This is a genomic window from Candidatus Nitrotoga sp. 1052, assembly GCF_927312905.1.
Taxonomy (GTDB): domain Bacteria; phylum Pseudomonadota; class Gammaproteobacteria; order Burkholderiales; family Gallionellaceae; genus Nitrotoga.
In genome coordinates this window covers 1-25,375 of the sequence record NZ_CAKMHQ010000012.1, presented here as the reverse complement: position 1 = coordinate 25,375, position 25,375 = coordinate 1, and the positions used below count along the sequence as shown (strand labels likewise).

The 25,375-nt window shown below is 50.5% G+C and carries 13 protein-coding genes and 5 pseudogenes; 9 read left to right on the top strand and 9 right to left on the bottom strand.

Annotated elements, in window-relative coordinates:
• Positions 1-307 precede the first annotated feature (307 nt).
• Positions 308-8,263 carry a neuraminidase-like domain-containing protein gene (locus tag MJ768_RS02220; protein ID WP_239287687.1) on the bottom strand — a complete coding sequence of 2,652 codons (7,956 nt, stop codon included), beginning with the start codon at positions 8,261-8,263 and terminating at the stop codon, positions 308-310.
• Between the two features lie 194 nt (positions 8,264-8,457).
• On the opposite strand from MJ768_RS02220, the gene MJ768_RS02215 reads away from it, so the two are divergent.
• Positions 8,458-8,934 carry a hypothetical protein gene (locus MJ768_RS02215; RefSeq protein ID WP_239287685.1) on the top strand — a complete coding sequence of 159 codons (477 nt, stop codon included), beginning with the start codon at positions 8,458-8,460 and terminating at the stop codon, positions 8,932-8,934.
• Here MJ768_RS02215 and MJ768_RS02210 read toward each other — a convergent pair.
• Together MJ768_RS02210 and MJ768_RS02205 are read right to left on the bottom strand one after the other, a co-directional pair.
• A complete protein-coding gene (locus tag MJ768_RS02210) occupies positions 8,826-10,316 on the bottom strand; it encodes a hypothetical protein (protein WP_239287683.1) in 1,491 nt (496 codons plus the stop codon). The two genes, MJ768_RS02215 and MJ768_RS02210, sit on opposite strands and share 109 nt — an antisense overlap.
• A gap of 550 nt (positions 10,317-10,866) precedes the next feature.
• A pseudogene (locus MJ768_RS02205) lies at positions 10,867-11,430 on the bottom strand (IS630 family transposase); the annotation flags it as partial.
• 278 nt (positions 11,431-11,708) lie between these two features.
• Here MJ768_RS02205 and MJ768_RS02200 point away from each other — a divergent pair.
• Positions 11,709-12,566: pseudogene (locus MJ768_RS02200) on the top strand (IS630 family transposase); the annotation flags it as partial.
• 3 nt (positions 12,567-12,569) lie between these two features.
• Positions 12,570-13,656, top strand: a pseudogene (locus tag MJ768_RS02195) (IS110 family transposase); the annotation flags it as partial.
• Between the two features lie 515 nt (positions 13,657-14,171).
• On the opposite strand, the gene MJ768_RS02190 reads toward MJ768_RS02195, so the two are convergent.
• From MJ768_RS02190 to MJ768_RS02180, 3 genes are all read right to left on the bottom strand, one after another.
• Positions 14,172-15,349, bottom strand: a protein-coding gene (locus tag MJ768_RS02190; protein ID WP_239287681.1) for an IS3 family transposase whose coding sequence is annotated in 2 segments (ribosomal slippage) — positions 14,172-15,082 and positions 15,082-15,349 — 1,179 coding nt in all. Because the reading frame shifts where the segments join, the coding sequence is not laid out codon by codon here.
• 214 nt (positions 15,350-15,563) lie between these two features.
• Positions 15,564-16,124, bottom strand: coding sequence for a hypothetical protein (locus tag MJ768_RS02185; RefSeq protein ID WP_239287679.1), 561 nt, complete (start codon positions 16,122-16,124; stop codon positions 15,564-15,566).
• Between the two features lie 7 nt (positions 16,125-16,131).
• Positions 16,132-16,338, bottom strand: a complete 207-nt coding sequence (locus MJ768_RS02180; protein WP_239287677.1) for a hypothetical protein — start codon at positions 16,336-16,338, stop codon at positions 16,132-16,134.
• Positions 16,339-17,428: 1,090 nt separating this feature from the next.
• Between MJ768_RS02180 and MJ768_RS02175 the strand changes: the two genes are divergently transcribed.
• The 6 genes and pseudogenes from MJ768_RS02175 to MJ768_RS02150 all read left to right on the top strand — a co-directional run.
• Positions 17,429-17,851, top strand: a complete 423-nt coding sequence (locus tag MJ768_RS02175; RefSeq protein ID WP_239287675.1) for a hypothetical protein — start codon at positions 17,429-17,431, stop codon at positions 17,849-17,851.
• A gap of 14 nt (positions 17,852-17,865) precedes the next feature.
• Positions 17,866-18,090 carry a hypothetical protein gene (locus tag MJ768_RS02170; protein WP_239287673.1) on the top strand — a complete coding sequence of 75 codons (225 nt, stop codon included), beginning with the start codon at positions 17,866-17,868 and terminating at the stop codon, positions 18,088-18,090.
• Positions 18,091-18,155: 65 nt separating this feature from the next.
• Positions 18,156-18,453, top strand: a pseudogene (locus tag MJ768_RS15315) (IS5/IS1182 family transposase); the annotation flags it as partial.
• Positions 18,454-18,609: 156 nt separating this feature from the next.
• Complete coding sequence (locus MJ768_RS02160; protein WP_239287671.1) at positions 18,610-19,641, top strand: hypothetical protein; 1,032 nt, start codon at positions 18,610-18,612, stop codon at positions 19,639-19,641.
• Complete coding sequence (locus tag MJ768_RS02155) at positions 19,641-20,108, top strand: M15 family metallopeptidase (protein WP_239287669.1); 468 nt, start codon at positions 19,641-19,643, stop codon at positions 20,106-20,108. Before MJ768_RS02160 ends, MJ768_RS02155 begins: the two co-directional genes overlap by 1 nt.
• 60 nt (positions 20,109-20,168) lie before the next feature.
• Positions 20,169-20,307, top strand: a pseudogene (locus tag MJ768_RS02150) (IS481 family transposase); the annotation flags it as partial.
• Positions 20,308-21,885: 1,578 nt separating this feature from the next.
• On the opposite strand, the gene MJ768_RS15310 reads toward MJ768_RS02150, so the two are convergent.
• The 3 genes from MJ768_RS15310 to MJ768_RS02140 all read right to left on the bottom strand — a co-directional run.
• Complete coding sequence (locus MJ768_RS15310) at positions 21,886-23,676, bottom strand: trypsin-like peptidase domain-containing protein (RefSeq protein ID WP_445082959.1); 1,791 nt, start codon at positions 23,674-23,676, stop codon at positions 21,886-21,888.
• A 152-nt stretch (positions 23,677-23,828) separates the two neighbouring features.
• Entirely contained in the window at positions 23,829-24,977 is a 1,149-nt protein-coding gene (locus tag MJ768_RS02145) for a hypothetical protein (protein WP_239287668.1), read from the bottom strand.
• A 3-nt stretch (positions 24,978-24,980) separates the two neighbouring features.
• Positions 24,981-25,375: hypothetical protein (locus tag MJ768_RS02140; RefSeq protein WP_239287667.1), on the bottom strand; the 395-nt coding region annotated here is incomplete at its 5' end.

Genomic DNA, 25,375 nt, shown 5'->3' with positions numbered 1-25,375 from the left:
GAACCGATTTACCGTTCGCGTCCTTCGCCGTTGTTGCGTTGGTAAGTTGAACACGTGTGTCGTATTCCGTATCCGCAGCCTGCAGTCCAGAGCTGCCTCTGCGGAGCAGCCGCTGGGTTAATTGCTGCACGTAGGGATGCTGGTGCAGGTACAAGCGATAACTGAGTTCGCGTTCCTGAATGATCAGGTACTTGGTTTCTTCCGTTTCGATGAAGCGTCTGGGCTTAAAGGCGAGCTCTGTATCCAGGTGGCCATGAAAACGATCGGCCTTAGCTATTGTTAGGTTTTTCATGACATCCCCTGTTTTTTAACGTTCTAACCGACCAACGTCAGGCATGCCTGTGCCGAAGTCTGAGCGATTCCATTCATTGAGATTCTGTGCTAGCGCCGAGTTGAAGCCACCACCTCCGACAATGTTTAAGCCACCACCGACCTGGGTCAGACCGGACTGCTCGAGAGTGGCCCCTCCCGTAAGAACAACGGTGCTGCCCGATGTTAAGCCGCTCCCTGGATTTACATTTATCGGTACTCCTTCCTTACCGACGCCCCCAGATAATAATATCTGCAGTCCCGGTTGTCCGCGAGGGCCAATCAATGAACCATCAAACATCAAGCCCGTGCCAGAGTTCACAAGCCAGTCACGGCTTGGGATTGGTTGGATGAGCGACCGCTGGTTGATACGGAAGCCCCCTCTCGGTTCTCCGGGGTCTGGAGTGGGCCCCTTGTTGGGAATCTTTGGAATCACTACGTTCTTCTTCCACCAATCCGGGTCCAGCCAGGGTTGCTCATATCGCGGCGGAAGCATGACCCATTCCTGCCATTCCTCGATAGTCCGCTCGGTTACGTTAGGTTCGACGAAAAAGGTGTGGGCATTGTCTTGGTAAAAGACCGGTTTCATGAGCGACGCGATCTCTCCAATACCGCTCTCAATGGCGGCCTTAGCGACGGCTGGATTGATATAACCCTCCTCGGAAACTCCCAGTGCCATGAGGTTGTTGTCACACGGCAGTAGTGTATAAGCGCCGCCCTGTTGCAGGATGTTTAGATTTGCATTCTGGGTCGTGTTCACAGTTCCTGTGGTGATGCGCTCCTGGAAGCTGACTTTGAATTCGCTGTTGCCAGAATAGCGATTGGCAAGTCCCATGTTCGCACTGTTGTAAGGGTTGTCGGGCTTGGTGGCATAGCTATCCTTTTCCGGCGTGCTGTTGCGACCTGCCAAGTGGAACGCCTGGTTAATCGCACCACCCAGGTGAATATAAACCCCGCGCTCCTCACCGTTCTCATAGGCTTTTGAGACATGGACGAATACGGATTTGCTGTCGAAGCTCAACACCCCAACCTTAACGATCGGACTAGGTGCATTGAAACCACTCGACTCGCGCGTACTCCATTTACCGTTAAGGTATTCGCTCCAATGAAGCTGCACATCAATTTGTTTCGGCTCACCTGCAACCTTCACAGCTCTCATCATATCTGCTAGTCCGGCTTGAGCCAACGACCCTTGTAGGGATCCCGGCTGCGCGTTCTCGGCCGATTTTTCCATAAATGTCACCCAGAACAAATACAGACGATCACGCCAGACCACTGGAGCCAGGTGATCTCCCTCGATCTCGGCACTCACCGGTTCCCACGGTGTCCACATTTGTTGGGCGTATTGGCGGTAGAAGTACTTGTGCGGCTCGCTGTAAGTGCGGCCGATCACGTGCAGGCAGCGACCGGCGGGGTTGGCATTGTCCTCCAGATGCATGGCTACGATATCCAGCCGCGCCAGTTCGTCCAGCTTCTTAAGGTAGTTGAAGAAGGCGTCTTCCACCAGGTCACGGGAGATGTCGCCCTGCAGCAGGGCACCTTCCATCTCGGAGAACAGATGTGTCTTGTCGTCGCGGAACTCGGGCTCCAGCCAATTCTCGGGGAAGAGGAATATCTTGCGGTTCGCTTCCCACACGCGGTAGCGCTTCATCCATTCCCACTGCTTGGAATTGATGACCGAAGGATGCACCAGCAACTCCATGTTCAGTAGGCAACGTTGGATGAACAATTGCACTGAGGCGGTTGCAAGCCGGATGCGTGAAGTCTGCACCACCGGCTCCATGCCTGGGTCAATCAGGAAGTATTCGTAAAGTTGTTCCATGCGGGCGAAGCCGTGCTGGTGCATGACGTGAGCCACCAGTGCGTCGCGCTGTCGCTGGCGAAGCTTGTCGAAGATCGGCTGGGCCAACCGCTGCCAGGTTTCCGGCTCAAAGCGCGCCTTAATCGCTTCTTTCACGTCGCTGGCTATCACAAAGCGCTGGGCGGACGTGGCGGCGGAACTGGCAATGCGGGTCCACTGAGATAGTGACGCCACCGGTACACTAAAGCGCTCTGCGACCTGCAGCGCTTCCCACAGCCGCTGCAATGGTTTCTCGTTTTGGAACGAGGGAACGGCGACTAACTCCTGGGCAGAGGCTTTTACCGTCGCTTCATCCCGACGAGTGAGCTTGGAGACAAGCGGATAAACCTTCTTGTCCAGCCTGTCAGCATCAGCCGTTTCGTTAGCTTCAAAGATCCCAATTATGGCGTCCGTTCCGCCAGCCAAATCATCCTTGAGTCGTGCATAGGCAGCAAGGCGCAGGAATCGAGCAAAGCGTTCTGTTGCGGCTGTTTTCTCAGCTTGCGTGTCGCCAGCAGTCTCAGTCGGCAACTCGCTCAGGCTTACACCATCGAAGTCGGCGGCGTGGCTCAGGATATATCGAATTTCCCGTTCGCTCAGACTCAGACTCTGCACCAGTTGCAGGGCCTTGTTGAGTAACAGCGCAGCGCGCTCTGCCGCGTTTATGGCGGCAATGGGGTAGAGTGTTAGTTGCGACAACGGTCCCTTGGGCAATGTCTCGCCTTGCACCCGCAATCTAGCTTCACCGCCGTTCAGCTTCTTCAAGTTAAGCGCGAAGCGATAGAGCACGCCGGCTTTCAGTTCCAAAAATTCTTTGGGCTGGTTCCCGAGCATGGCGTGGTCCCCAGCAGCCTTGCCTTTCAGGAATACAGGCTCAGGCATATCTGGAAACCGCAACTCTGCTTCGGTGTGCTGTTTATCGAGCTCGATTGAGAAACGATAAGCGCCCGCTGTGGGCACCTCCAGATAACCTGCCAGAAGCGCACCTTCCGCTGTAGCGGGCTTGAGCGGGTTACCGTCCTTGTCTTGGGAACTGGTGTCCGCATCGGCAAGGGAAAGCGTGGTCAGGGCTGTTTCTGCGCCATCGAAGAATGTCGCTGTGACCGAACGTTCAGAAGTAGACGCTAACGCGGTCAGCAAGTTTTTGGACCCTGCGATAGCGATCAAGCGCTCGTCGGTAAGCAGGCTCTCAACCAATCCCGGATCGGCTGCAGTCTGCGCCGTCATCGTCTGGACTATGAACTGCCGGATCAGCCGCGTTTGCAGGAAAGGCAGAAAGGCGTTGGCGAGTTTCGTTCGCTTTTTTCGGACCCGATCCTGCTCCGTTTCGCCTGCGGCAAGCGCGAGATTCGGATCAAAAAGTAGGTCGAAATCAGCCAGATCCATGAAGCCTGTTGTAACTGATGGATTGAGCGCGTGCTTCTCCAAATGCTTGATAAAGAACTTGTTTGCTTGCTGCTTTGCTTGCACCTGCACTTCTTCCAGCAAATCAGTGAAGGTCAGTTGTTGCCCTGCTGCTAGTGTTACATTGAACTTAGCCTTCAAGTCCGCCTTCTGTCGATCGAACAAGACGCCACGGAACACAAGTTTTTGCTCTTGTCTCGAACTGTTGTAGTCCACTTGACTGATTGCAAGTTCACCAATGAAATTTGTTGCGTGCAATTGGTCTGCTTCCGCGACGGGGGATTTTGTGGCGGTGAACTCCGCCGTATTGTTCATCATTGCCAGGAAGCGCTCCACCACATCGGACGGCAGCGCCAGTCCGAGCTTCTGGCGCAGCATTTCTTCGCTCATGGCCCCAGAATCATCTGGCACGGTGTGTTCGGCACGGATGACGCGTATACCCTCGGATATCATTTTTAGCAACGCCAGTGTGGCATCGCTGTTGGGGTGGTACTTGCCTGTTTCGTCGAAGCGATGGCGCAGCAGGTATTCCAGGTCTTCGATTTTCAGCCCACTTTTCTTGACCTCTTCTGCCACCTCCACAAAGCGCAGGGTCTGAGAAAAGGGATAGTCATACTCGATCGCTTTTTTCAGCGGTTCGACTCCCACAGTTGCGTCCGCAAGCGGCTCAGGATGCAATTGCGTGAACGGGTCAAGGCCGGAGAGCTGCTTAAGCGCAATCAGCTCGGAAACCAACAGCTTAAGCGCCTTCGCTAGGAGACCGTACCGGTAGAGCAGTGACACATTCGGCAGCGATAACTCGGCCGTTTCGAGGGGTATTGCTGCATCTACGAGGATGCGGCTGATCTCGTCGGCGGTGAGGCCTAAGGCGCCCCGCAGGGCAAGCACATGATCCTTGAGTTTGATCCCCGCCACGGACATGTATCGCCCCAACGGATGGTCAAATACCGAAGTGCTCTTCAGCACGCTGCGGGTCAGAAAGAGCTGCGTGTAAAGTGGCATGCTGCCGGTGGTCGCGATGTTCGACCACAGCGTGATGAGCTTGATACGGCTCTGCTTGCCGACCCGCACCTTCTCGTCCAATGCCTTTAGGTGCGACAAGTAAATCAGCGCGGTTCTGAGCGGTTGCTTGCCAAGGTTGATTGGATCATCGTCGAACGGCACTTCTTTGGGAACAAATGTACAAAGGGCGCGGTCGACCTCCTCTATGCTCCACCCAAGCTTGCGCCACAAGCGCACAAACAGATTAATACGCAAAAAGGCTATTGGATCTGCTTTTGTGCCGTCGGCGTATTGCAGAGTGGTAAGATCGAAATTGCACCCCGCATCGGGGTCCGCAAGCACTAACACCCCATCGAAGGGAATGGCCTGCAATTCGGCCTCCAACTGCGCTGTGGAAACGTTGAACGCAAGGGCCAGCACCTGCATCTCCTCCGTAAAGGCATCAACCTCTAGGCGCCGTTTATTATCTTCGATAGAAACGGGTGCGGGGTCATTCTTATGGGCAAGGTAGAAACGCGCGTCGTGAATGCTGGCCCCAAGCTTGTAGAGCACGCCTAGTTTCGCAAGCTTGGGGTTCACAAAGCCGGTCTGGACAATTTCCGCAATCTCCTTATAGCTGACCCCAAGGCGTCGGGAAAGGGCTTTGGCCGAGTTTAGGTCAATGCGCTGTTTGGTGTTGGGATCAGTTGCAACGGTCACTGCTTCTGCAGCCGTCATGAAGCCATACAACTCATGCCATTTAGCCAACGGATCAATGTCGATGAAGATGGCCGTTTCCCCCAGCGAAAATCCCAGCGACTCCATGAAAATTGTAAAGCGGTCTAAGGATTGCGTGGGGGCGAACAGACCGTCGTTCGGGAGGAGCACCTCCAAGACTCGCGCCAGTGGCGTTTCAAAGAAATTGCAGAACTGCCGCACTGTTTCGATCCAGAGGTCGAACGGCAGAGTAAGCGGGTAGCGCGCCTCACGAAGTGTGTCATAGGCTTCGCGGATCACGTTCTGCGGCTCCGCGAGCAGCTCTGCAGTGGTGGCCTCACCCGTGTCGTGCCCGGCTTCTTTCTCTAACTTCCCGTTGGCAACGTAGTACTCCAGTATCTCATTGACGACATCGATGTAGGGCAACGCAGTCTGGGTGTTTTGGCAATCGAGCGCGATGTACGGTAGGTCGGGACGGCGCTCCTGCAGAACGTCATACGGCTTAACTGGATTGCCGTGCTTATCCTTGTGTGGGTACTCCTGATTGTGATGGGTCGCTTTCCACTGTGCCAGAAAATTGCTCCACACTCCCGGCTCGGTGTCAACGAATTGCAGCAGGTCCACCAGGTAGGCAGCGGGGCTGAGCACTGAACGGCAGTGCTCACACTCGCAGAAGTCCAACGAGCCGAACAGAGCTTCCATGGTGGGAAAGTGCTTGATTAACTCGTTGCGCACATTTTCGCGCACTTCCGCCGACGCCGACATCCCTGCAACGGCCGGTTCGCTGTCCAGTTTCTTGGCGATGGTGAACAGGTTGTATGTCACGACGCTGACCTGCTTCGCCTTGCGGTATACCAGCCGGGACTCAGTTCGGGTAGGGGACCTGCCATAAAGGTCAAAGTATTTGCGCTCGTAGAGCGCCGTGAACTCCGACTCGGAATACGCCATCACGTCATAGGCGGAGGTCATGCCCAGACTGATGAGAATAGGCATCGCCTCGTTGCTGTGGGTAATCTGGTATACGCGCTGCAGAACTTTCAGCTGCTGGCCGGCCGCCTGAAACTCGGCGTTGCTCATGCCAGCCTGCATTCCAGCGTGTGATTTGAGGAAGGCGGCCACCGGCGTTTCACCAAGGCGGAAACCCTGCGCTGTCGCAGCTTTCAGCAGCGTGACCGTGGCATCGCGGGCCGTAGGCAGCTTGATCTCATCCTCTTCGATCAATCGTCCAACCACCTGGGTGGGATAACTCAGGCGCACTTTGCGTGCCATATCTTCGGCGTAAGCATTAAGGCGGCTTTCGATTTTCTCGCCCGCGTAAGCAGGAGGAATCACGGCGTCCAGCTTCTTCCTATCAGCGTCCATCAGGTTATTCCGACGCTTCAAAGGAATTCCAGCTTGACCAAGCACCTCCGTGACCCATAATTCGGCGCGGTAGAGGCCCTGCTCCACCAGTTGCTCGGGGCCGTAAATCTGCTTTTCTATCAGCCGCGCGGTCATGCTTTCGCTATTGCCGGTCAGAAATATCAGCTTGCCTTGCAATTGCAGCTTGGCGACTTGTTCATCGTCCAGCCCGGCCTTACGCGCCTCATCCCACAATTGAGAAGCATCCCCGCGATGGCGGAGGTAGACGGGAGCGAATTTGGTCTGCGCATCAGCGCTCAAGCCCGATGCCTTGAGCAACTCGCCATAAGTCGAGCGTGAGCCGGGCGCGGGGACGTTCAGGCGCACGGTGGTTGCGAAGGTAGCAAACTGCTTCTTGAAATTGCCGATCTGCTGGTCGCTGAGTTCGACGATACCGGCATCGCGAACGGCTTTGAGCGCCTGTTCGGCCACATCCGGTTCAACCTGCGCCAACATTAACTTGTCGAAGGGCAAGCCTGCGCGCAGCAGACCGTACACGAACTCCTGCGGCAACTGTACGTCTGCATCCGCGCTAAGCCGTTCAGTGGTGGCTGCCAGCGCAATCAGGCGCGCGTCCCAGCCAGTGACGCGGTTCAGTACGGTGAGATCCTGGCGTTCGTTGTTCTCTTTCGCCTCGGCCAGCTTGATCATCTGACCGACATGCGGTGTCAGGTCGGCCGCCAGGCGCCGGTATTCCGCCGCTAGCGGTTGCAAGGCACCGGGCGCGACCAGATTCAATACCGCGCGGGACTCGCCGCTTAGATCATTCAACGGTTTTGAAAGCAGTTTCTCTTCGTTCGCACCGTTCACGGCGCGAACCTCGAGACTCACTGCCCTCCCGCCTGGATCGTAGGTGAAAGCATACTGACCGCCAGCAAGGGTGCTCGTTTCGTTCAGCAACGTCGCGTTGCCGCCATAGTCCAGGCGATACAGGCGCAACTTCAACTGCTCAGCGGGCATACCGTGTTGCAACATGATCTGGCCTTCGAGCCGGCGCTGCGTCGCAGGCTTGCGATCCATGGGCAAGGTGAGGTCCATGATCTCCAGGGGCTTCGCATTGCGAATAACTTCCGAGGATTGCAGCAGCTCGCCATCGTCGTCCATGAGCGAGACGCGCAGGTTGATGCCATCAACCCCACGCAATAACTCGTAGCGGATGGTGTAACGCCCCGCCGCGTCGGTAACATCGTCACCCAAGCGGATGCCTCCCCGATCGGATTCGTGAAAGGCGCGCGACTGCACGCCCTGCAGGGGCAAACCGTCCTCGCGACGCACCTGGCCGCTGACGATGTAGGACTTCGGCGCGTCCGCTCTGTCGAGCAGCCCCGCCTCGCGCAGGAAGGCGTTAATTGCGTTTGCGGTCGGCTCATCCACCGCACCGTCGGCCTGGATTTGCCGCGATTCCTGGAAGATACCTACCAGCTTGCGCGTGGCACTGCCGTAGGTCTGCTCGGCACGTTCGCGTTGCAGAGCAGCCGCTAGTTCGCGCCGGGTACCCTCATCATCCCGCAGGATGACGCCCCGTTCGAGGATCTGTTGTAGCGCATCCTGAAGGTCCGCCACGACCGCACCGGTCATGCGATCATTCAGCGAAAAGGTTATTTTGTTCATGGTCTATTCCTCCTAGGTCTTTAGTAGCCAATATACGAGCGCGTAACGTGCTCCTTTTTGCTTGATGAGTTCTGGCCGCTCAATGATGAGTGCGGTGAGGAAGGCCGCCAACGCGTCGCTAATGGCTCTTGTTTTCTTCGCTGTCCAGGTTAGCGCAGCGGGCGTCCCCCAAGCTTTGCTGGAACTGCTGGCTGATGAACAGCGCCACTTCCTCTTTTGGTTGCGAGTATGCTCTGCATCTGTTGCAGCAAGGCCTACCAGTCCTTGGCGCTGACGGCGCTGACCAGTTTTCCAGCCAGCGTCTCCGTCTCGCGCAGGCTGCGGCAGAGCCGGAACTGCTCGATGAGGATGCCGGGGATACCATCGCCGTGGAGGTCGGTACACTGAAAAACCGCACCTTCCACCCCGATGGGCAGATTTTCCAAACTGGCGGCATCCCCTCATGCACTGTTGACCTGCACGATGGGCTGTGTGTATTCGTACTCGACAGGCGGAAAGCTGCGTTTATCGTAGCCGCCGGTGTTATGTCGATAGCCGGTTCAGGAAAGCCCGAGTGCATGGATCAAGTTGGCCAGATCTTCCGAGCGAATCCCGCTGGCGTGGTACTCCAGGAGCTTCTCAAGGGGATACGAACAAGATTCTGGTTCTGGGCCAGAGGGTTCTCCGAATGATCGAGGACGATCTCGTGTTCCAGTGCTCGCATGCGGTAATGGAGTAGTTCCTGTTCGACACGCGCAAGCTCCCAAGAAACCGAATACCGGACTAGGGCATTCAATATGGACTGGCGGCATTTTATGTCCCCGGCTGGCTTGAAGGCGTCGGAAATAGGAGCCGTCTTAGAGCACCCGTCTCCGACGTAGACGGTAAGGTTCGTCATTGAGGGTGCCAAATATTGAAGTTCAAGAAGGATAGCATCCACGCGTTTTTTGAGCAGCGACTCGCGCTCATCGATGCGGCTTAAGCGTCTTTCTAGGGCCGAAAGTTCTAAGCGAATATGCTCAGATTGGATTAGCGCGGGCCCTACCTCGGGATGCTTCACTGCTGAGAAGGCTTTTTCAAAGCCGGTTAGCGTGGACGCGACAAGAAGCGCTGGCTTAAAGTTCGCGGAAGGCACAGCCTTAGATTGAGCACCCTGCAGGGCGTCTAGGATCTGACTTATCGAGTTCGATTGGATCTTCAGTTGCTCAAGATAGCCTTCCTCGCCAAGCTGTGGAAAGTGAAGTTTTTGCGCCGTGGCACCGATAGTGTCGACCTTCTCTCCAAGTGCCTTTAGCTTATCTTGCAACGCTTTGGCCTTCGTTGCGATTACGCTCTCGTTGCCTTTAGCTATGGCTTCCTCGTATTCATTGCGCGCCGCATTGTAAGCCTCCTTTTTGGCCGCCAAGTTAACTTTGACCTGATTCCTCTCAGATTTCAGAAGTGCAAGCTCGTTGGTCACTGCGACAAACAGTCCAGAAACTTTCTTGATATCATCCTCCAACTCCTTATTGACTTTGGTGTAACCATCACAAGCTTCCAGGAAATCCGCATAGAAATCTGCCGCGTCTTGCGTCGCGTGCTTTGGCGCTTGGACTGGAGCGGGGCAGGTTGTACTCCCCTTTCCTTGCGAGGCGAGGTTGTACATCCGCTGTTGTACGTCCAAGCGCTCCTGCAAAAACCGGATACGCTCTATGTCGGTTCCGATCTTGATTGCGGTCTGGGAATTGGCACTAGGCCCGAGGAGAAACTTGACGCGTTGGAGGATTTCCTTATTAATCTCAGTCCATGACGATAATCCATCTTCGCCCTTAAAGACCGACAACAGCCAACGGTCACGAAGCGCCAGTTCACTTCTGCGGATGATATCTGCTTCACGCTGGGTAAGTTCCGCTAGGAGTATTCGTTCAGCCTTCAGTCCACTGGTGATCTTTGACGCGTCAAGTGCATCCTTCGCCACTTGTGCCGTCTTTTCCTCCGCAGGTCGATGAAGCTGTGCGCCAGTCGAGCAACCGGTGACGAATAGTATCGAACTGAAGCATCCCAGCAATGAAATTGCGAACATCACTGTTCTCATAATCTCTCCTTAGTGAACGAGCTTAAGCTGTTAACCATAATAATGAGATATATAAAAAATAAAATAAGCAATTTCCCTATTTTTGGCCTGTGTGCATTACCGTGCAGACCAGATGCCGACAGTATAATATTGCGCAAATTCTTAACGTTATAGCTCTTCGTATATTGTGCCTGCTGATAATGACAGCCGATAAACGTGCTGGACAAGGATGCAGGTGCAGGATGAGTTAACTTTTTCAATTCAGATGGAATAAAGGAGATCAATGGTAAAGCCCATTAGGGCACTTCGCTAAGACCGCTGAAAATATGGCCCCCATTACTATCTCATTGAACCCCGCTTTAAACACATTTATGACAAGGGATTAAGTGAAACAATACTATGGTTTTTATGCAGTTTACTTGACGAAGATGCCCTTCAAGCAGAATAGGTACTATTAATTAGAAGTCGGCAACATATTGGCGTGTACTTAAGCAGACTAACTGCCGTCAGGAAAATTTTCCAAAAACTGTTGGTAACGAAACATTATTGATCCGGCAATAAATTGTTGAACTTAAGCTGCATACTTTACCGGAGCATGTTCAAAATAGCTTTTTACACGCTCGGGTGATTTCTGTAGCTTGCGCATGTGACTGGTGGTCGTCTTGAGTAGTTGCCCCTTTGTTCGGGCAGGTGCCTTGGTCGTCACTGCCTGTTTGAGATCGACATTCAGCATTTCATCTGGATTCAGTTCAGGGCTGTAACTCGGCAGATAAAACACTTCAATCTCGTCCTGATGTTTCGCGAGCCATGCCTTAACCAGCTTGGCATGTTGGACTCGCAAGTTATCCAGAATCAGGAATACCTTGCGCTTGGCATCTTTCACCAACCGCTTCAGAAATACGATGAGCTAATCTGAATCCAACCCACCGTTCAGCAGCATCCACCTGACCTTGCCTTGGTTCGTGACAGTAGAGATAAGTCCCACGTTCTCGCGCTTACTGTTGACCCGCACCACGGGTGTTTTTCCTTTGGGTGCGAAAGAACGTCCGCGCACGTCATCGCTGCGCAATCCAGTTTCATCTCCCCAGTGGATTTCAGCTCCTTCTGCTTTAGCGCGTTCAGCAATCACCGGATAACAGCGAAGCGAGCAAGTACCTAATTGGTAGGTCTAGAGATAATTCTTTAAATCAACTAAGTGTTGGCGAACTTGATCGGCTAATCAGAATTTTGAAATCTTCTCAGACCGAAATGTTAATCTTTGAGGATGCAGTCTTTATATTGAATGCCCTCGCGTCTACTGAGGATCAGAAACAAGCAGTGTCCAGCGTCCTAGCCGAGATGCTTGCGGCAAAGCCTATAGATCCGGCCATTAAATAGTTTTAGAATTTTGGTGATTTTGAATATCATAGTTGCATGGAAAAAATAGACGCCAGAACCCTCAAAGACGAAGCACTGCATGAACGCCACAGACAAGTCCTCCGACTACATAAGTGTGGTGGTAGTCCAGCGCAAATAGCTCAAGTTTCGGAGTTAAGCTACCCCGCTGTAAGGAAGATCATACGGCTCTATGAAACAAGGGGCGCCGCTGGAATAAAACCCGGTAAGCGAGGCCGTCGTGCAGGTGAGAACCGCAGCCTGTCCAAAGAGCAAGAGCGGCTATTGCAACAGTTCATTTGCGAGAAACGCCCTGAGCAGATGAAAATGGATTTTGCGTTGTGGAATCGTGCTGCGGTAAGTCAGTTAATCAAGCAGGAGTGCCCTATTTCCATGCCGATCCGGACGGTGGGACATTATCTCAAACGTTGGGGATTTACACCGCAAAAGCCGATCAAGAAAGCTTACGAACAGCGACCTGAGGCGGTAAAGCAATGGCTCGACGAGCAGTATCCGGAGATTGCCAGGCGTGCCCGTACCGAGGGCGGAGAAATTCACTGGGGTGATGAGACGGCACTGGTTAATACCGATGTACGCGGGCGTGGTTTTGCGCCTAAGGGAAAAACGCCGGTGGCCTATGCGCCCGGTACGCGGCAGCGGCTGTCGATGATTGCCACTGTAACCAAAAAAGGCTGTGCACGCTGGCAGATTATCGACGGAAATTTCGACTCGGATCGGCTCATTGAATTCCTTGAACTACTGATCAAGGATGCGGGGAGAAAAGTGTTCTTGATTCTGGATAATTTGAGAGTGCACCACAGCAAACCAGTGAAGGCTTGGCTGGAAAAAAACAAGGAAAAAATCGAATGCTTTTATTTGCCTAGCTACAGTCCGGAACCGGTCAAGGAGTTCGGCTGTTTTACCGAAGATATTGAAGCAATGGCCGACTGGCTGATCGAGTGCGGGGTAGATGTGGTGGCGATGGAATCGACGGGCGTGTACTGGATCGCCCCCTATGAGATTCTTGAATCGCGCGGCCTCATCGTCTATCTGGTCAATGCACGGCATGTCAGGCATGTCTCTGGCAGGAAGTCGGATGTGTTGGATTGCCAATGGCTACAGCAATTGATGAGCTTTGGATTACTGTCGGGCGCGTTCCGGCCTGTTGGAGAGATATGCGCGTTACGCGCCATATCGCGGCAGCGCGATACCTTGCTGAACGAGCAGGCGAGACAGGTACAGCGCATGCAGAAAGCGCTGACGCAAATGAATGTGCAATTGACCAACGTGATTGCCGACATTGTCGGCAAGACCGGACAAGACATCATCCGTGCCATCGTTGCCGGAGAGCGTGACCCGCATAAACTGGCGAAACTGCGCAACTACCGGATTCACGCCAGCGCAGAGACGATTGCGAAGAGCCTCGAAGGTAACTGGCGGGAAGAGCATGTATTCTGCTTGTCACAAGCGCTGTCATTGTTCGATGCCTACCAAGCGCTGATTGTTGCGGTAGACGTCAAGTTGGAGGAAATGATCAAACCGATGCGTCAACATCAAGACGCACTGGCCGCAAACAAGAACAAGGGCCGAGGCAAAAATGCCCCGACCTTTGATGCACGCAATGCGTTGTACCAGTGGGTAGGCGTAGACTTGACGCGCATAGGCGGAATCGACGTGAGTACCGCACTCAAGGTGTTGGTCGAGATCGGCCCGGACTTATCGAAATTCGAGAATGCCAAACGTTTTGCCTCGTGGCTAGGCTTGTGTCCCGGCACCAAGATATCGGGCGGAAAAAAACTTTCGAGCGCATCGAAACGCATCCCAAATCGGGTCGCACAGGCACTCAAATTGGCCGCACAAGGATTGCATCGAAGTCACTGCGCCCTTGGTGCCTATTATCGACGGATGGCAGCCCGCATGGGTGTAGGCAAAGCGATTACCGCCACTGCACATAAACTTGCTCGCTTAATCTTTGCAATGCTGACGAAAGGCGGTGAATATGTCGAACGATCGCAGGAGCAATACGAGAACCAAATGCACAAAAGAACCGTGGCTTACTTGAAGCGCAAAGCTGCGGCTTTCGGATTCACCATGCAGCCCATCAATGCCGTTTGATGGCTCTTTGACTATTACCGGGAATGTTGTAACTTTATGAATTTATGAGTGTAAAAAAGCTGTTTCTTGAGAGTAACGTTTCCAACGGCGTTCTGCCATTACAAACTTTTCCCTGAAGAGTTTTTAGCTGCACCTCCCTATAAGTAAAAATCAAGCGTGCCAATCATCCTTTTGCCATGCTCGCTTCAGAGTACACTAAAAATGTTTTACATCCTACAGCGGGATAGGTTTGTGTTGGTTACCTGTACCCACTGTCTTCACACAGCGGTAGTATGAAAATCAGCTCGCTACTTAAATAGTATCCTCCCCTATTGGCAACTAATCACAGCTATATGGGTTAGTCCGAAGAGGAGCGCAACACTACTCGTAGGACTCAAACTGTAGTGGTCAAGTAATTTCGGACACAACGATTGGTTTTTTTACTGCCCTGTTCCGCTCAAAGCCGGAGGGCGACAGATTGCCCAATACTGAGTGTATGCAATTACAGTTATAGAATCCCACGATGTATGCGGTGATATCTGTTTTAGCCTCCATTTGATTGGCATATTCGCGCTGCCAACCGCGCTCCATTTTGAGGTTCAGGAAGAAGCATTCTGCCACTGCATTGCACCAACAGTTGCCCTTACGGCTCATGCTGCAGACGAAGCCATGCTTCACTAGCAAAGCCTGATACTGGCCGCAGGCATATTGACTGCCACGGTCGGAGTGGACGATCAACCCCGGCGCTGGTAGACGCTGCTGTATTGCCATGTACAGTGCGGTGCAGACCAATTCAGCAGACATGCTCGGCGCCATTGCCCATCCAACCACCTTGCGCGAGAATAAGTCCAGCACTATCGCCAAATAGAGCCAGCCTGACCCGGTGCGGATATAGGTGATATCGCCCACCCAAGCAATATTGGGTGCGACCGGATTGAATTGCCGATCCAGAATATTGGCAGCAATTGGCAGATTGTGTTTGCTGTCAGTTGTGTGGATAAATTTACGCTTCCATACTGGCTTCAAGCCTGCCTGGCGCATCAGGTGGCGCACCCGATAGCGACCAACTTGAATACCTTGCGCATCCAATGCGGTGACCAGACGACGGCTGCCATAGCTTTGATGACTGGCCATGAAAGCAGCTCGCAGATGAGTGCTTGTTTTGCAAATCATTGGTTTGGCGAGACGGCTTCTAGCCTCATAAAAACCGGAACGACTCACTTCCAAGACGCGGCAACTCTGCTGAACAGGGATCGCCTTCTGTTGCAACAGGCAAATAAGCGGGTAGCTCATTTCAGTTCCCGGGCAAAGAAGGCTGACGCTTTTTTTAAAATATCAACATCCATACGAAGTCGACGGTTTTCTTGCTCCAGTTGGCGGACACGCTGTTGTTCAGCAGTGAGTGGATTGCCGATGCCACGCTGTCCACTTTGCTCGGCTTTATATTGCTTTACCCAACGACGGATCGCAGTCAGGCCGATTCCCATGCTTTGGCTGACATGCTGAACACTCAGTCCCTGTCCCTGGATCATGCGCACAACTTCCAGTTTGAAACTGGTGTCGAATTTTTTTCGTTGCTTTGTCATTTAGTACTCCTCTGATGGTGGATTTTCCACCTATCGAGGTGTCCGTGTAAATTAGACCACAACAAACAAAGGAACTCTAAAAGATATTTTCTATGGGGTCTGGCCCGCAAGCAGGGGCCGGGCTTCTCCAACAAACGGCTCAGATCGTGGCTTAGCTCAGCTCGCACAATCTAACCTTATTCGTTAGACTTCAACTATTGACAGATAAAGACGCTTATATATAGTTTGGCGTAGGATAGGCGGTTTCGTGGTATTTAAGATCAACGCCTTTATTTCTTAGGGCATTGGCTATTGACTTAGCAACGCCTCGCTCATCTGGAGTGGTGAAGCGAATTTCACTATTTACAATTCCGTAACCTGGCTGTTGGTTGATTGATTCTGTCAGAAGTCGCGGTCTCCAGCGACCTGAGTCACTTTTCCCTTTAAGATTACAGACAGCCTTGACTATTGGCTCCGATGTACCCCGTTGGCTTTCGCAGTAGAAGAAGTCCAAATTGATCTGGCCTGTGCTAATGCCGCTATTGGCAGTATTTGTTTGTGCGGAGATTTTTGACTGAATGGACGACTTAAGCATATCTTCCTCGTAGTATTTTGATGTTTCTGCCGCGGCCCGCTTTGCTTCTGGCGCGGTGGCACCTATAGCCAGAACTTGCAGTAGCTTCCATCTGAATGGATCATCCGTTAAAGATTCGACGAGCACCCGAATAGGGTCCTCTTCGCGAGGACCCTTGTTCTTTTTTTCGATAATTTTTTTGACCTCTAGATATAGGTCCAATGTCATCTCAACGGTGGGACTCGGGACTTTTTAAGTCAGCCTCAGATTGTTTTAAGGATTGTTCCAATTTTGCAGTATCAGCCTGAAGCCTTTTTATATCTGCGTCAAAGGTGAGTGCTTTCAAGGCTGCAAATACGCCGATTGCCAGCGAAACTAACGTTAACAGCTTTGTCACCGTATAACCTGTACTCGGTTTACGAGTCTCAGTATCCATGACTTCTCCTGATTTTGGAGGTAACTAAAGTTTGTCGTCGCCTTGAACTTTGTTGTGGTGTTATCTAATGGACACCTCTATAAATCGCGACGAATCTCACCAACTTTAAGTATTTACTGGTTTTTTAGAACACCACCGGTTTACCGCTCTGAATAAACGCCAGAACAGGTTTTTCTGGTTTGATTTCACCTGCTTTTTACTTAGCAGGCGAACCTATCCCGTTGGCTAGAAAAGCCAACTAGACGGATGTCTGCATGTTGTAGACTATCTGGCCTGTGTGCGTTATCGTGCAAACTAGAGCCCGCTCCTTAAATATTGTGTTCGTTTAAATGTTTTAGCGCTTCGCTTATTGAGGATTGATCGCAGTAAGACGCACCGGACAAGGCGATTCAGGCGGGGCTGAATTTTTCAACCGGTAGCCATGGTTGCGGAAAGTCATAATTGGTCGCTTATTGCTAATCATGAATATTGAATTAGAAATGGAATAAGATCAAATTAGTACGAAATACCTTTTACTTTTGACACAATTCTCAACTTTCGTTAGTAAGCCGCAAGGATCCGCATATACTGCGCAATGAATCAGGAGAGTACAAAATGAATCGCGGTGCATTATTTTTGTTTACGTGTATGATATTTTTGTCGTATGGTGCTCACCCACTATGCGCTGAACCTCAGAGCAATGCTCAGACTCCTTCTAGCAAGCCTGCTTCACAGCCAATCAATCCCAAGCCAAAGTCTCCTAATGGTCCAGTCGGTCCAAATTGGATGCCCGCTGGAAAGGAAGAGTACCGGAAGGATTTAGAGTCTTATCGAATAAATCTAGAACGATTTAGGCAGCAAGGACCCTCGTCGAACAACTTGAGAGACTACAAGGAAGGATTGGATCTTTATAAAAAGGGCATAGAGAGTTACCGAAATAACAACACTGTTCCCGCGCAAAATTAATTAGGAAATGCTCCAGTCAATTGTCTTGTCGCTAACCCATTTATTCCTCCCGGTAATGGTGACTGTCGTAATCCTGTGGGGAGTATCCGTACTTACAATTCGATTTACTGTCGCCTCACGAGTTAAGGGTTACGCAGTGTTTCTGATGGCTTTCGGTTTGCTTGGTGGTGTTACAGGTTTAATCGCTGGGGTTAGCCGTGAGTCAATTGTCCAAGGATTACTGACTGGATTGCTTGGCATTGTTACTGCCCTCCTATCTTATTTATTTGGCAAAGAATCTCTCAGAGAATGGAGAAATCACATTCCATATGCGATTATTTTACTAATTGTATGTTGTCTGGCTGGATTGAGTATTGGCGGAAGTTACAGAAATGAAAGAGACAAATCTGACAGAGAATATAATGAGTATTTATTGGAGTATGAAAAGGTCTACCTCGAGGTTCTAAAGGAGGAGAGGTTAATTAAGCTGCGGGCACAGTACAAGGAAAACCAAGAACCCGTAACTGTCATTCCGCCCAACAAGTCGATCGAGCGGGATGTGCCAAAATCGGTGCACTCCTCACCTTGAATGGTGCGCCGTGCATGGCAACTCCGCAGGTGGAAGTCCTGTGGCTGAATATTCGCACAGACGAAGGCAAATCGTCCGTGTCGGCATCGACTACACGTCGACGTGGGCAAGCGCTATTACTCGATGCCAATCGCTTCGCCGAACTGGGCGTGCGTGTTACAGTCGTCACGATTGAGGTATATCATCGCCGAAAGTGTATTATCGCAGATGCTAGCAGTCCTGTCGGTCTTACCTACTAAAAAACAATAAGCTGCAATTATAAAATTGTATACTTATTATATATCAATATATTACGTGTCATTTCGTGAGCCGATTTAAGTCAATCACACGTGACATAAACTACTTGTTCCCGCCTTCTATGAACGACGGGCTACTGGAACATCACTTAGCACGATTTATCGTTTAAATCGTCGAACGACGGGAATTGAAGCACATAAAACGCGCCTACGATACCAGTGGAAGTGCGCCGTCGTATCACGCATTACTGTGATGTCTATTCTGGTCTGGTTTATAGCTACGCCACGGGCGTGTTTTCATGTCGTAAGCTGGAGAACACTACCCACGATTCAGTGACATTTCGCTTTGTAGCCGCAGAAGCCTATCTGGTTGATGGAAATTTTGTGATGACTTGTGGACGGTAAGGGTAGTGAAGTAGTGGGAAGAAGTGTGGTGGAGTAGAAGATATACTAACCAAGAAAATGGATTTCTGCAAAGACGGGAATCTTCGCAAGTAACAGTTTCTGTTTAAAGGGGATTACATGTTAGATAGTACCGTTTTGGAAGTCGCGATTGGACTAATTTTTTGTTTTGCCTCTGTCGCTCTCATCGCTAGCTCAATCAACGAAGCCATTGCATCAGCATTGAAACTTCGCTCGCGGACACTTTTGGAAGGAATCAAGGCCATCCTCAATGACCCAAAGTTTGATGGCCTTGCGCTTAACATATACAACCACCCATTAGTGAATCCAATAGCCCCTGGAACGGCAAAATCTGAAAAAGACCTTAAGAGTAAGCCGTCTTATATCAAACCAAAAGATTTTGCCATTTCATTTATTGATGCAATACAAACCATACCGGGTAATTTCCAAAAACTAGGTGATGATATCAACGCGATACAAGACACTCAATTAAAAAAATTACTTCAAGGCATGTATGCTCGAGCATCGGGAGACATTGAGAATTTACACACGCAACTGGCAGATTGGTTTGATGCGGGAATGGATCGAGTATCCGGTAACTATAAGCGCCACACCCAAGTGTATTGCTTTTTAATCTCATTGGGAATTGCCTTTCTCTTCAATATCGATAGTATCCATCTTTTCAAGACTCTTTGGGAACATCCTGGAATTGCGGCAAAGATCAATTTACCATCCGGTATTTCGACCCAAGTCGGGACGGACATTAAAGAAATCTTTGATGAACTTAAGAAAATGCCTATCGGTTGGCCGGATGCTAGTCCGAAATTTCACTGGGACGCTTTGACTGATAAAGGTTCCTATGTTCAATTAATAGGTTGGTTGTTAACGGCATCGGCAGCTCTTTTTGGAGCGCCGTTCTGGTTCGATCTATTGCAACGACTGATTCGCGTCCGTGGTACTGGAGTCAAACCGAATCAGTCAAACCAGACAGAGCCATCAACCCCAAACTCTCCAATAACAATTAACACATTTCAACCCATCCAGCAATCATCAGAAATTGTTGATGAGCGCAATGCAATTGTGAACTTACACAGTAATCTTAATAAGACCGACGAGAGTTACAGGCCGGTTCAACTAGGGGAGCGTTGGTAATGGTGAACAATTGGCCTAGGCAAAATTTTTCATCCATGATCGCTTTCTATGGAAATATTGGCGAAAATCAAATGAGACTTGCACTGCCTTACCCAATGCGCTTGGCATGGGACACTTCTAAAACAGTGAACAGCATTTCTTGTCATGCCAAGGTGCATGACAGCCTTGGAAAAATCCTGTCCGACATCTTTGCGCTTTACGGAAGCATAGAGGAAATAGGTAAGGCGCGCATGGATCTTTTCGGCGGGTGTCTGAATGTGCGAAAAGTACGTGGCGGAACCAATTGGAGCATCCATAGTTGGGGGACTGCTATTGATCTTGATCCAGATCACAACACGCTGACTATGCCCCGTACTCAAGCCACCATGCCCAAAGAAGTCATTACGATTTTCGCAAACGAAGGCTGGGTAAATATGGGAGATTCTCGCAACTATGATTTTATGCATTTTCAAGCAGCAATGTTATAAAGTGGAAGTTCACAACGCGCAAATATATGAAGATATAATCTATTTTCAATGACATCGACTTATACTAAAACCAAGGCGATGCCCCCTCACAGACTAACGTTATATGCGAATGCTTCTCCAAAGTAATGTGCGGATATTTTACTAAGTCCCATTCCGAGAAATTTTTTATGCCGATGTGGAAACCTTTCAGAAAGATCTATGAGGTTGGCTTAATTATTACAATAATGAAAGAACTCATCAGGGCAAAGTTTGTCACACCTGCACTTTTCTAACCTCAGATAATTTTATTTGACTAGCTTCAATTACCTGCCGGTCTATATATGCATCCCTTTGTGTTTAATTCAATTGGGTAATGTCGACACCAGCACTTTCCGTAACAACTGAAGATCCATTCTAGAAATCGCTGATTGGCTTTTTGTATTCAGCCGTCGTGGAACAACCGTTCAACATGATTAGCACCATAACTGCAACAGAGAACCTATAAGGTTGTATCGATATGCGACATCTCATCATCGTTTCTCTCAATAAATCGCCTCGCCCCAAGCGGCGGGGTATTGTGATGAATTGCTCGAAAATCATAGATTTTCATTGCAATGTTATCTATGCGTCGCAAGCGGCGGGGAATTTACCCGCAGAGATTAAAGTTATTAGTTGAGAATACATTGTGGAGATTATGAAAGATGACTACGGTATGAGACTGCATCACATGGTTGCCTTTGAAAAGATCAAGCATAGTTAAGGGTAAACTAATCAAGATGCATCTCATAGGCTGGCTGCTGGTGCGGGTGCTTTCCGCAATTGTCCGTGCAGCTTGTACAAACCCGAAAGAGTTGAGTTGACGTGGTGGGAGGCGGGGTGCCGCCCCACCACCAATACTCAAACCTCAACCGTTCTCGGTTGGGGGTTTTTCTTGCCTGTTTGCGCCAACGCGCGCGCACTTGTGAGGGTTCTTTAGTAGCTTTGTGGACTTCGCCGTTCGGCTACCTCAGCTATTCAGAGTCATATTCCACTCTCTCAGTGCTATTCTTCTCTTCTGTCTTCTTTCGTAAATAGAGTCGAAGTCCGCAAAGGGTCGCCAACCACGCAATTATAATCAATAAGTTACATGCGGACTAATAAAGCGGTTTGATTTTAGCATTGGCAGGCGGAGGAGACTGGCCCGATTCGAATTTAGGAGAATGGGTGATAGATGGTGGGCTGTATCGGTTGTGGAGCAGGCCATCAATCTCGTCCTAGTGCATAAACAGTTTGGCACGTATGTAAGCGACGACACGCGCAAAACCCAAAAAACTGCCGCAATGAACTCATGGCGCATATATATAGCTTTGAATACATCGCGTACGAACTTGAACACATTGCTGTGTTCATCCCCGTCACCTGTCCCTCTCGGCATGTGCCAGCGCCTGTCAATATCCTGTAAGCAGAATTAAAAATTCGACGGCACACTTCCCAGCCAAGAGCAGCAACACCTCTGTTAGACATACTCACGTATTCGCGCCCAACTCCAACGAGACGAAATTGAGAAATATGGTTTTCGTGTTGCCGAAGCGGCCATACATCCGGATGCATTATGAAGCATTTCGCATCTGACCCTGATGCAATCCGTTGAGCAAAACGAACCTGAACTACTTGTCAACGAGGCTACTTTTTCGCTAGTCAAAACGCTTCCTGGAGCTATTTGTACGCTGAACCTTAAGTCTTCCAGCACAAAAATATCCTGAAGTTTCGCCGCTTTTATAAGCAGCGTTAAGTTCACTACACGTAACTAGATTGACAATTACCGAGTCTGGTCGAATAGCAGTGTAGGCTTCAGCCGGGGCTCTTGGCTGGGCCGATCGATCGCAATTTGGCCCCAGCAATAAATAATGCCAGCGTCAGTTGAAGCGCATGTCGCTCGTTCACCGACCCATAGATAGCTGAAGCGCTGCTCTGTTTGTATTTCTACCGGTGTGAGGCTTGGAATTCGTGTGCCGTTTCCAAGTTGCCCGTATGTATTGTCGCCCCAACAAAATATCTTACCTGTGGTCGACATTGCGCATGTGTGTTCGCCCATGCCAGTCGCAACATATAGGAATTTTTCGGGGGAACCGACTCTCATTGGTCTCGATTCATCGTGCAAGTGCCCGAGACCCAAACGACCTGAGGTATTTATGCCCCAACAGAATAATTCACTTTCCGGGGTGATGGCACAAGTGTATCGATCTCCCACGCTGACAGAATCGACTAAACTGACATGTGGAGTGGACGGCACCACTCCAGAATTAAAGGTTCTTCTGTTGGTGGGCAAAGTCAATTGCAATATAATGGGAACGGATGTATCATTATCTTCCACAAAGCCTCTACTTTCACCTATCGTTTGAGCATCACCCCAGCACAGCAACCAGTATTGGAACGATATTCCACAGGAGTGGCTGCTTCCCACGCTGATTGAACGAAAATATTCCGTTCCGGCAACGCGGATAGGAATGTGAGATGGGGCTAAAGTGCCATCTCCGAGTTGTCCGTGAGTGTTATCGCCCCAACAGTAGACGGCGCCTCGTGCTGTGAGACCACAGGTATGTAAGTGACCTACGGCAAGGGTCATAAACGCTGGCCCCCCTTGGACTGCTACTGGCAGCGAATATAACCGATTGCTGCTCGGTATTCCAAGCTGACCATTAGGTCCTCGTCCGACGCAAAACGTTTCCGAGTTAACCGTGACAGCACAAAGATGTTCTCGGCCCGCCCCAAAGTTTCGCACCCGCTCATCCGCTAAAGGGCGTTGCCCACCAATGAAAGATACCCCTACTCGTTGCCACGGAACAGTGTCCGAGCACCACAGGGATGTCCCGCTTCCATTATTGATGCAGACAAAGCCAACTCCAATTGACAAGTGCGGTCTTTTTGAGCGCAAGATGAAAGGAATTCGCCATATTTCAAGCAAGGTACGAAGCGACGCTGTGGAAAGATCCACAGGCCTGTCTGAAGGCACCGAGTCGGCACCGCCTTCTAATGGGACTGCGTAACCGTATGGAGCAGTTTCACTGCGTATCATGCCCAATATAAGCATCTCGCCGTTTAGCAATGCTCCGCCAGAATGTCCTGCATCTAAAAGAGCTGATTCAAACTCATAGAGGGGGCCACTAGTGAGCTTAAGGCGCTCCGGCGAACCATTCATCCTCCAATGTCGGCCTTGTGGCTGACCGAGCATGTAGATTGTATCGTCCTCTTGTAAGGCGTCACTTGGAGAGAGCACATCAATACGGTAACCGCGAATCATCTCGAGATACCTAGGACTCAATACCATTCGAAGGACAGCGATGTCCAGTTTAATCGTGTCGACAAACATTGGCATGACGGACACTTCTTGGGCCTTAGTCTCTTGCAAGACTAGACCTCTGACTTCTGGGTTTCTGTCATCGGCGACTCGCAAGGCCACTCGCACCGTGGCAATCTCTGGGATGCCCGCATCGTTTATTTTACGCACAAGATGGTTTGCAGTTATGAGATATATTGCCTCACTATCAATGCCCACAGCGATTGCAGCCCCAAGTCTAGTCCCGCCGGACGGGAATTCAGCTGTCACCATAGCTACCAAACGCTCGACGTCTAATCGGACCTGCGATTCTGGGGATTCATAGTACCGGGATCGGGAGGCACTCGCGTCCGTTGTCGCGACCATAATAACCACGAGCGTAAGAGCGCGCACGATGTTGTCGCACCATTGTCGGCTCAAAATCTTCATGTTATCCATCGTAACCACTTCAGCAGACCGACCAAAAGTCCGAACAGATAAAGGGAGCTTGCCCAGAGAAAACTTAGTTCGTGGTGAGTTCTAAGGTATTCCAACTTCGTTGGCATCATGGATCGCCAACGTCCCGCAGTCCTAAAATCGATCGCATCGACAGTCCCTGTTGCGCGAAGGAGAATCCGTCCTGTTTTTATTTTTACTGAATGAACTACTCCCCTGAAATTGCCAAATCGGACGAATTCTCCATCCTGAATAGGAATCATCCGGCCCCGAACATCCTCTAAGACCAGATTTCCTCCGAGTATAGGTGATATGAGTACAGAAGAAGTGTGCGCCTCATCGCTCGCTAGGCTATGGAGTTGATTAAACGTTAATGACGAAAGTTCTATTCCACGTAGAAGAGTCTTGTTCTTGGCGTCTTCCTGCGTAAACCTCAGTTCCAGAGGGCTGCCAGTTGCCTGCACCCGTAGCAACGTCGGTATTGAAAATACTCGAGATTCGTTGGATGTCGCCGTTTTGACTGTTGTTCTACCGCGTAACGAAGCCTCAGCAGTTCCAAGAGAAGCAAAATATTCGATTAAAATGTGTGTCCGATCGGGCACTTCGAATGCAACTACTTGATCCTTCTTTGCCAATAAGGGGGCTAACGAGATATCTGAGCTGCCTTTGGCAGCCGAGAGAACTTTTACTGCGCTAATATCGCCAGCTCCCGATGCGTCAAGTAAAGGGACATCGTCAATGAACAACGCAGAACCGTTTTGAACCGAAAGTTCACTCAAAACCATCATGGGTGAGATCTCGCTTGACTCTTTTGACCTAGACTGGAATGCTGTCGTCTCAACATTCACCTGAATGTCCGTCTTCGATACACGGGTGAAGGCTAGCAAGCTGACGATAACCATAGAAAACATGAACACTACAATAACGGGCCATAAAGGGGGCTTTTGGTCTGATAGCCCGGCATGCTCGATCTCGCTAAGTCTTACCAGCTGTTCAAGTTCTTGAACTTCATCTTCAGAAAGCGATCGATTAGCAAGCACTTGGCCTCGTAGCTCCCGCGTACGCTTCTTAATCAACATATCTAAGTTGACGAGTTCATTTTCTGCTGGCTGCGAGGCCTTATCGTGTTCATCCAGCATAGGTCATTTCTGAACGAGAAGTCTTACTATAGTGGATCCTTCAGGATTCATAGTCGCCGAAACAACGACAAGATAAATCTGTCCAGATGGAAGATCATGTGGCAATGTGATGTCGAACGGAGTTTTAGGGGGGTAATAATTGCCGGGTTCCTTACGAGATTTAAGCAAAATATTCGTGGACTTCAAGTTGCCATCCAACTCTGACACGGTCGTAAATACTTCAGTCAACTCGGCGGTTGGAACCAATCTTATGACCGTTTCCTTTTTGATGCTCGAATTTACAGCATCATCCAAAGGCAAATATACCGCGCGCTTGACTCCGCCCACCTCTGCAATGTACCACCCTAGCAGACTGTCGGACTTCGAGTTTTGAGGCAGCGTAACATATTGTTTTTTAT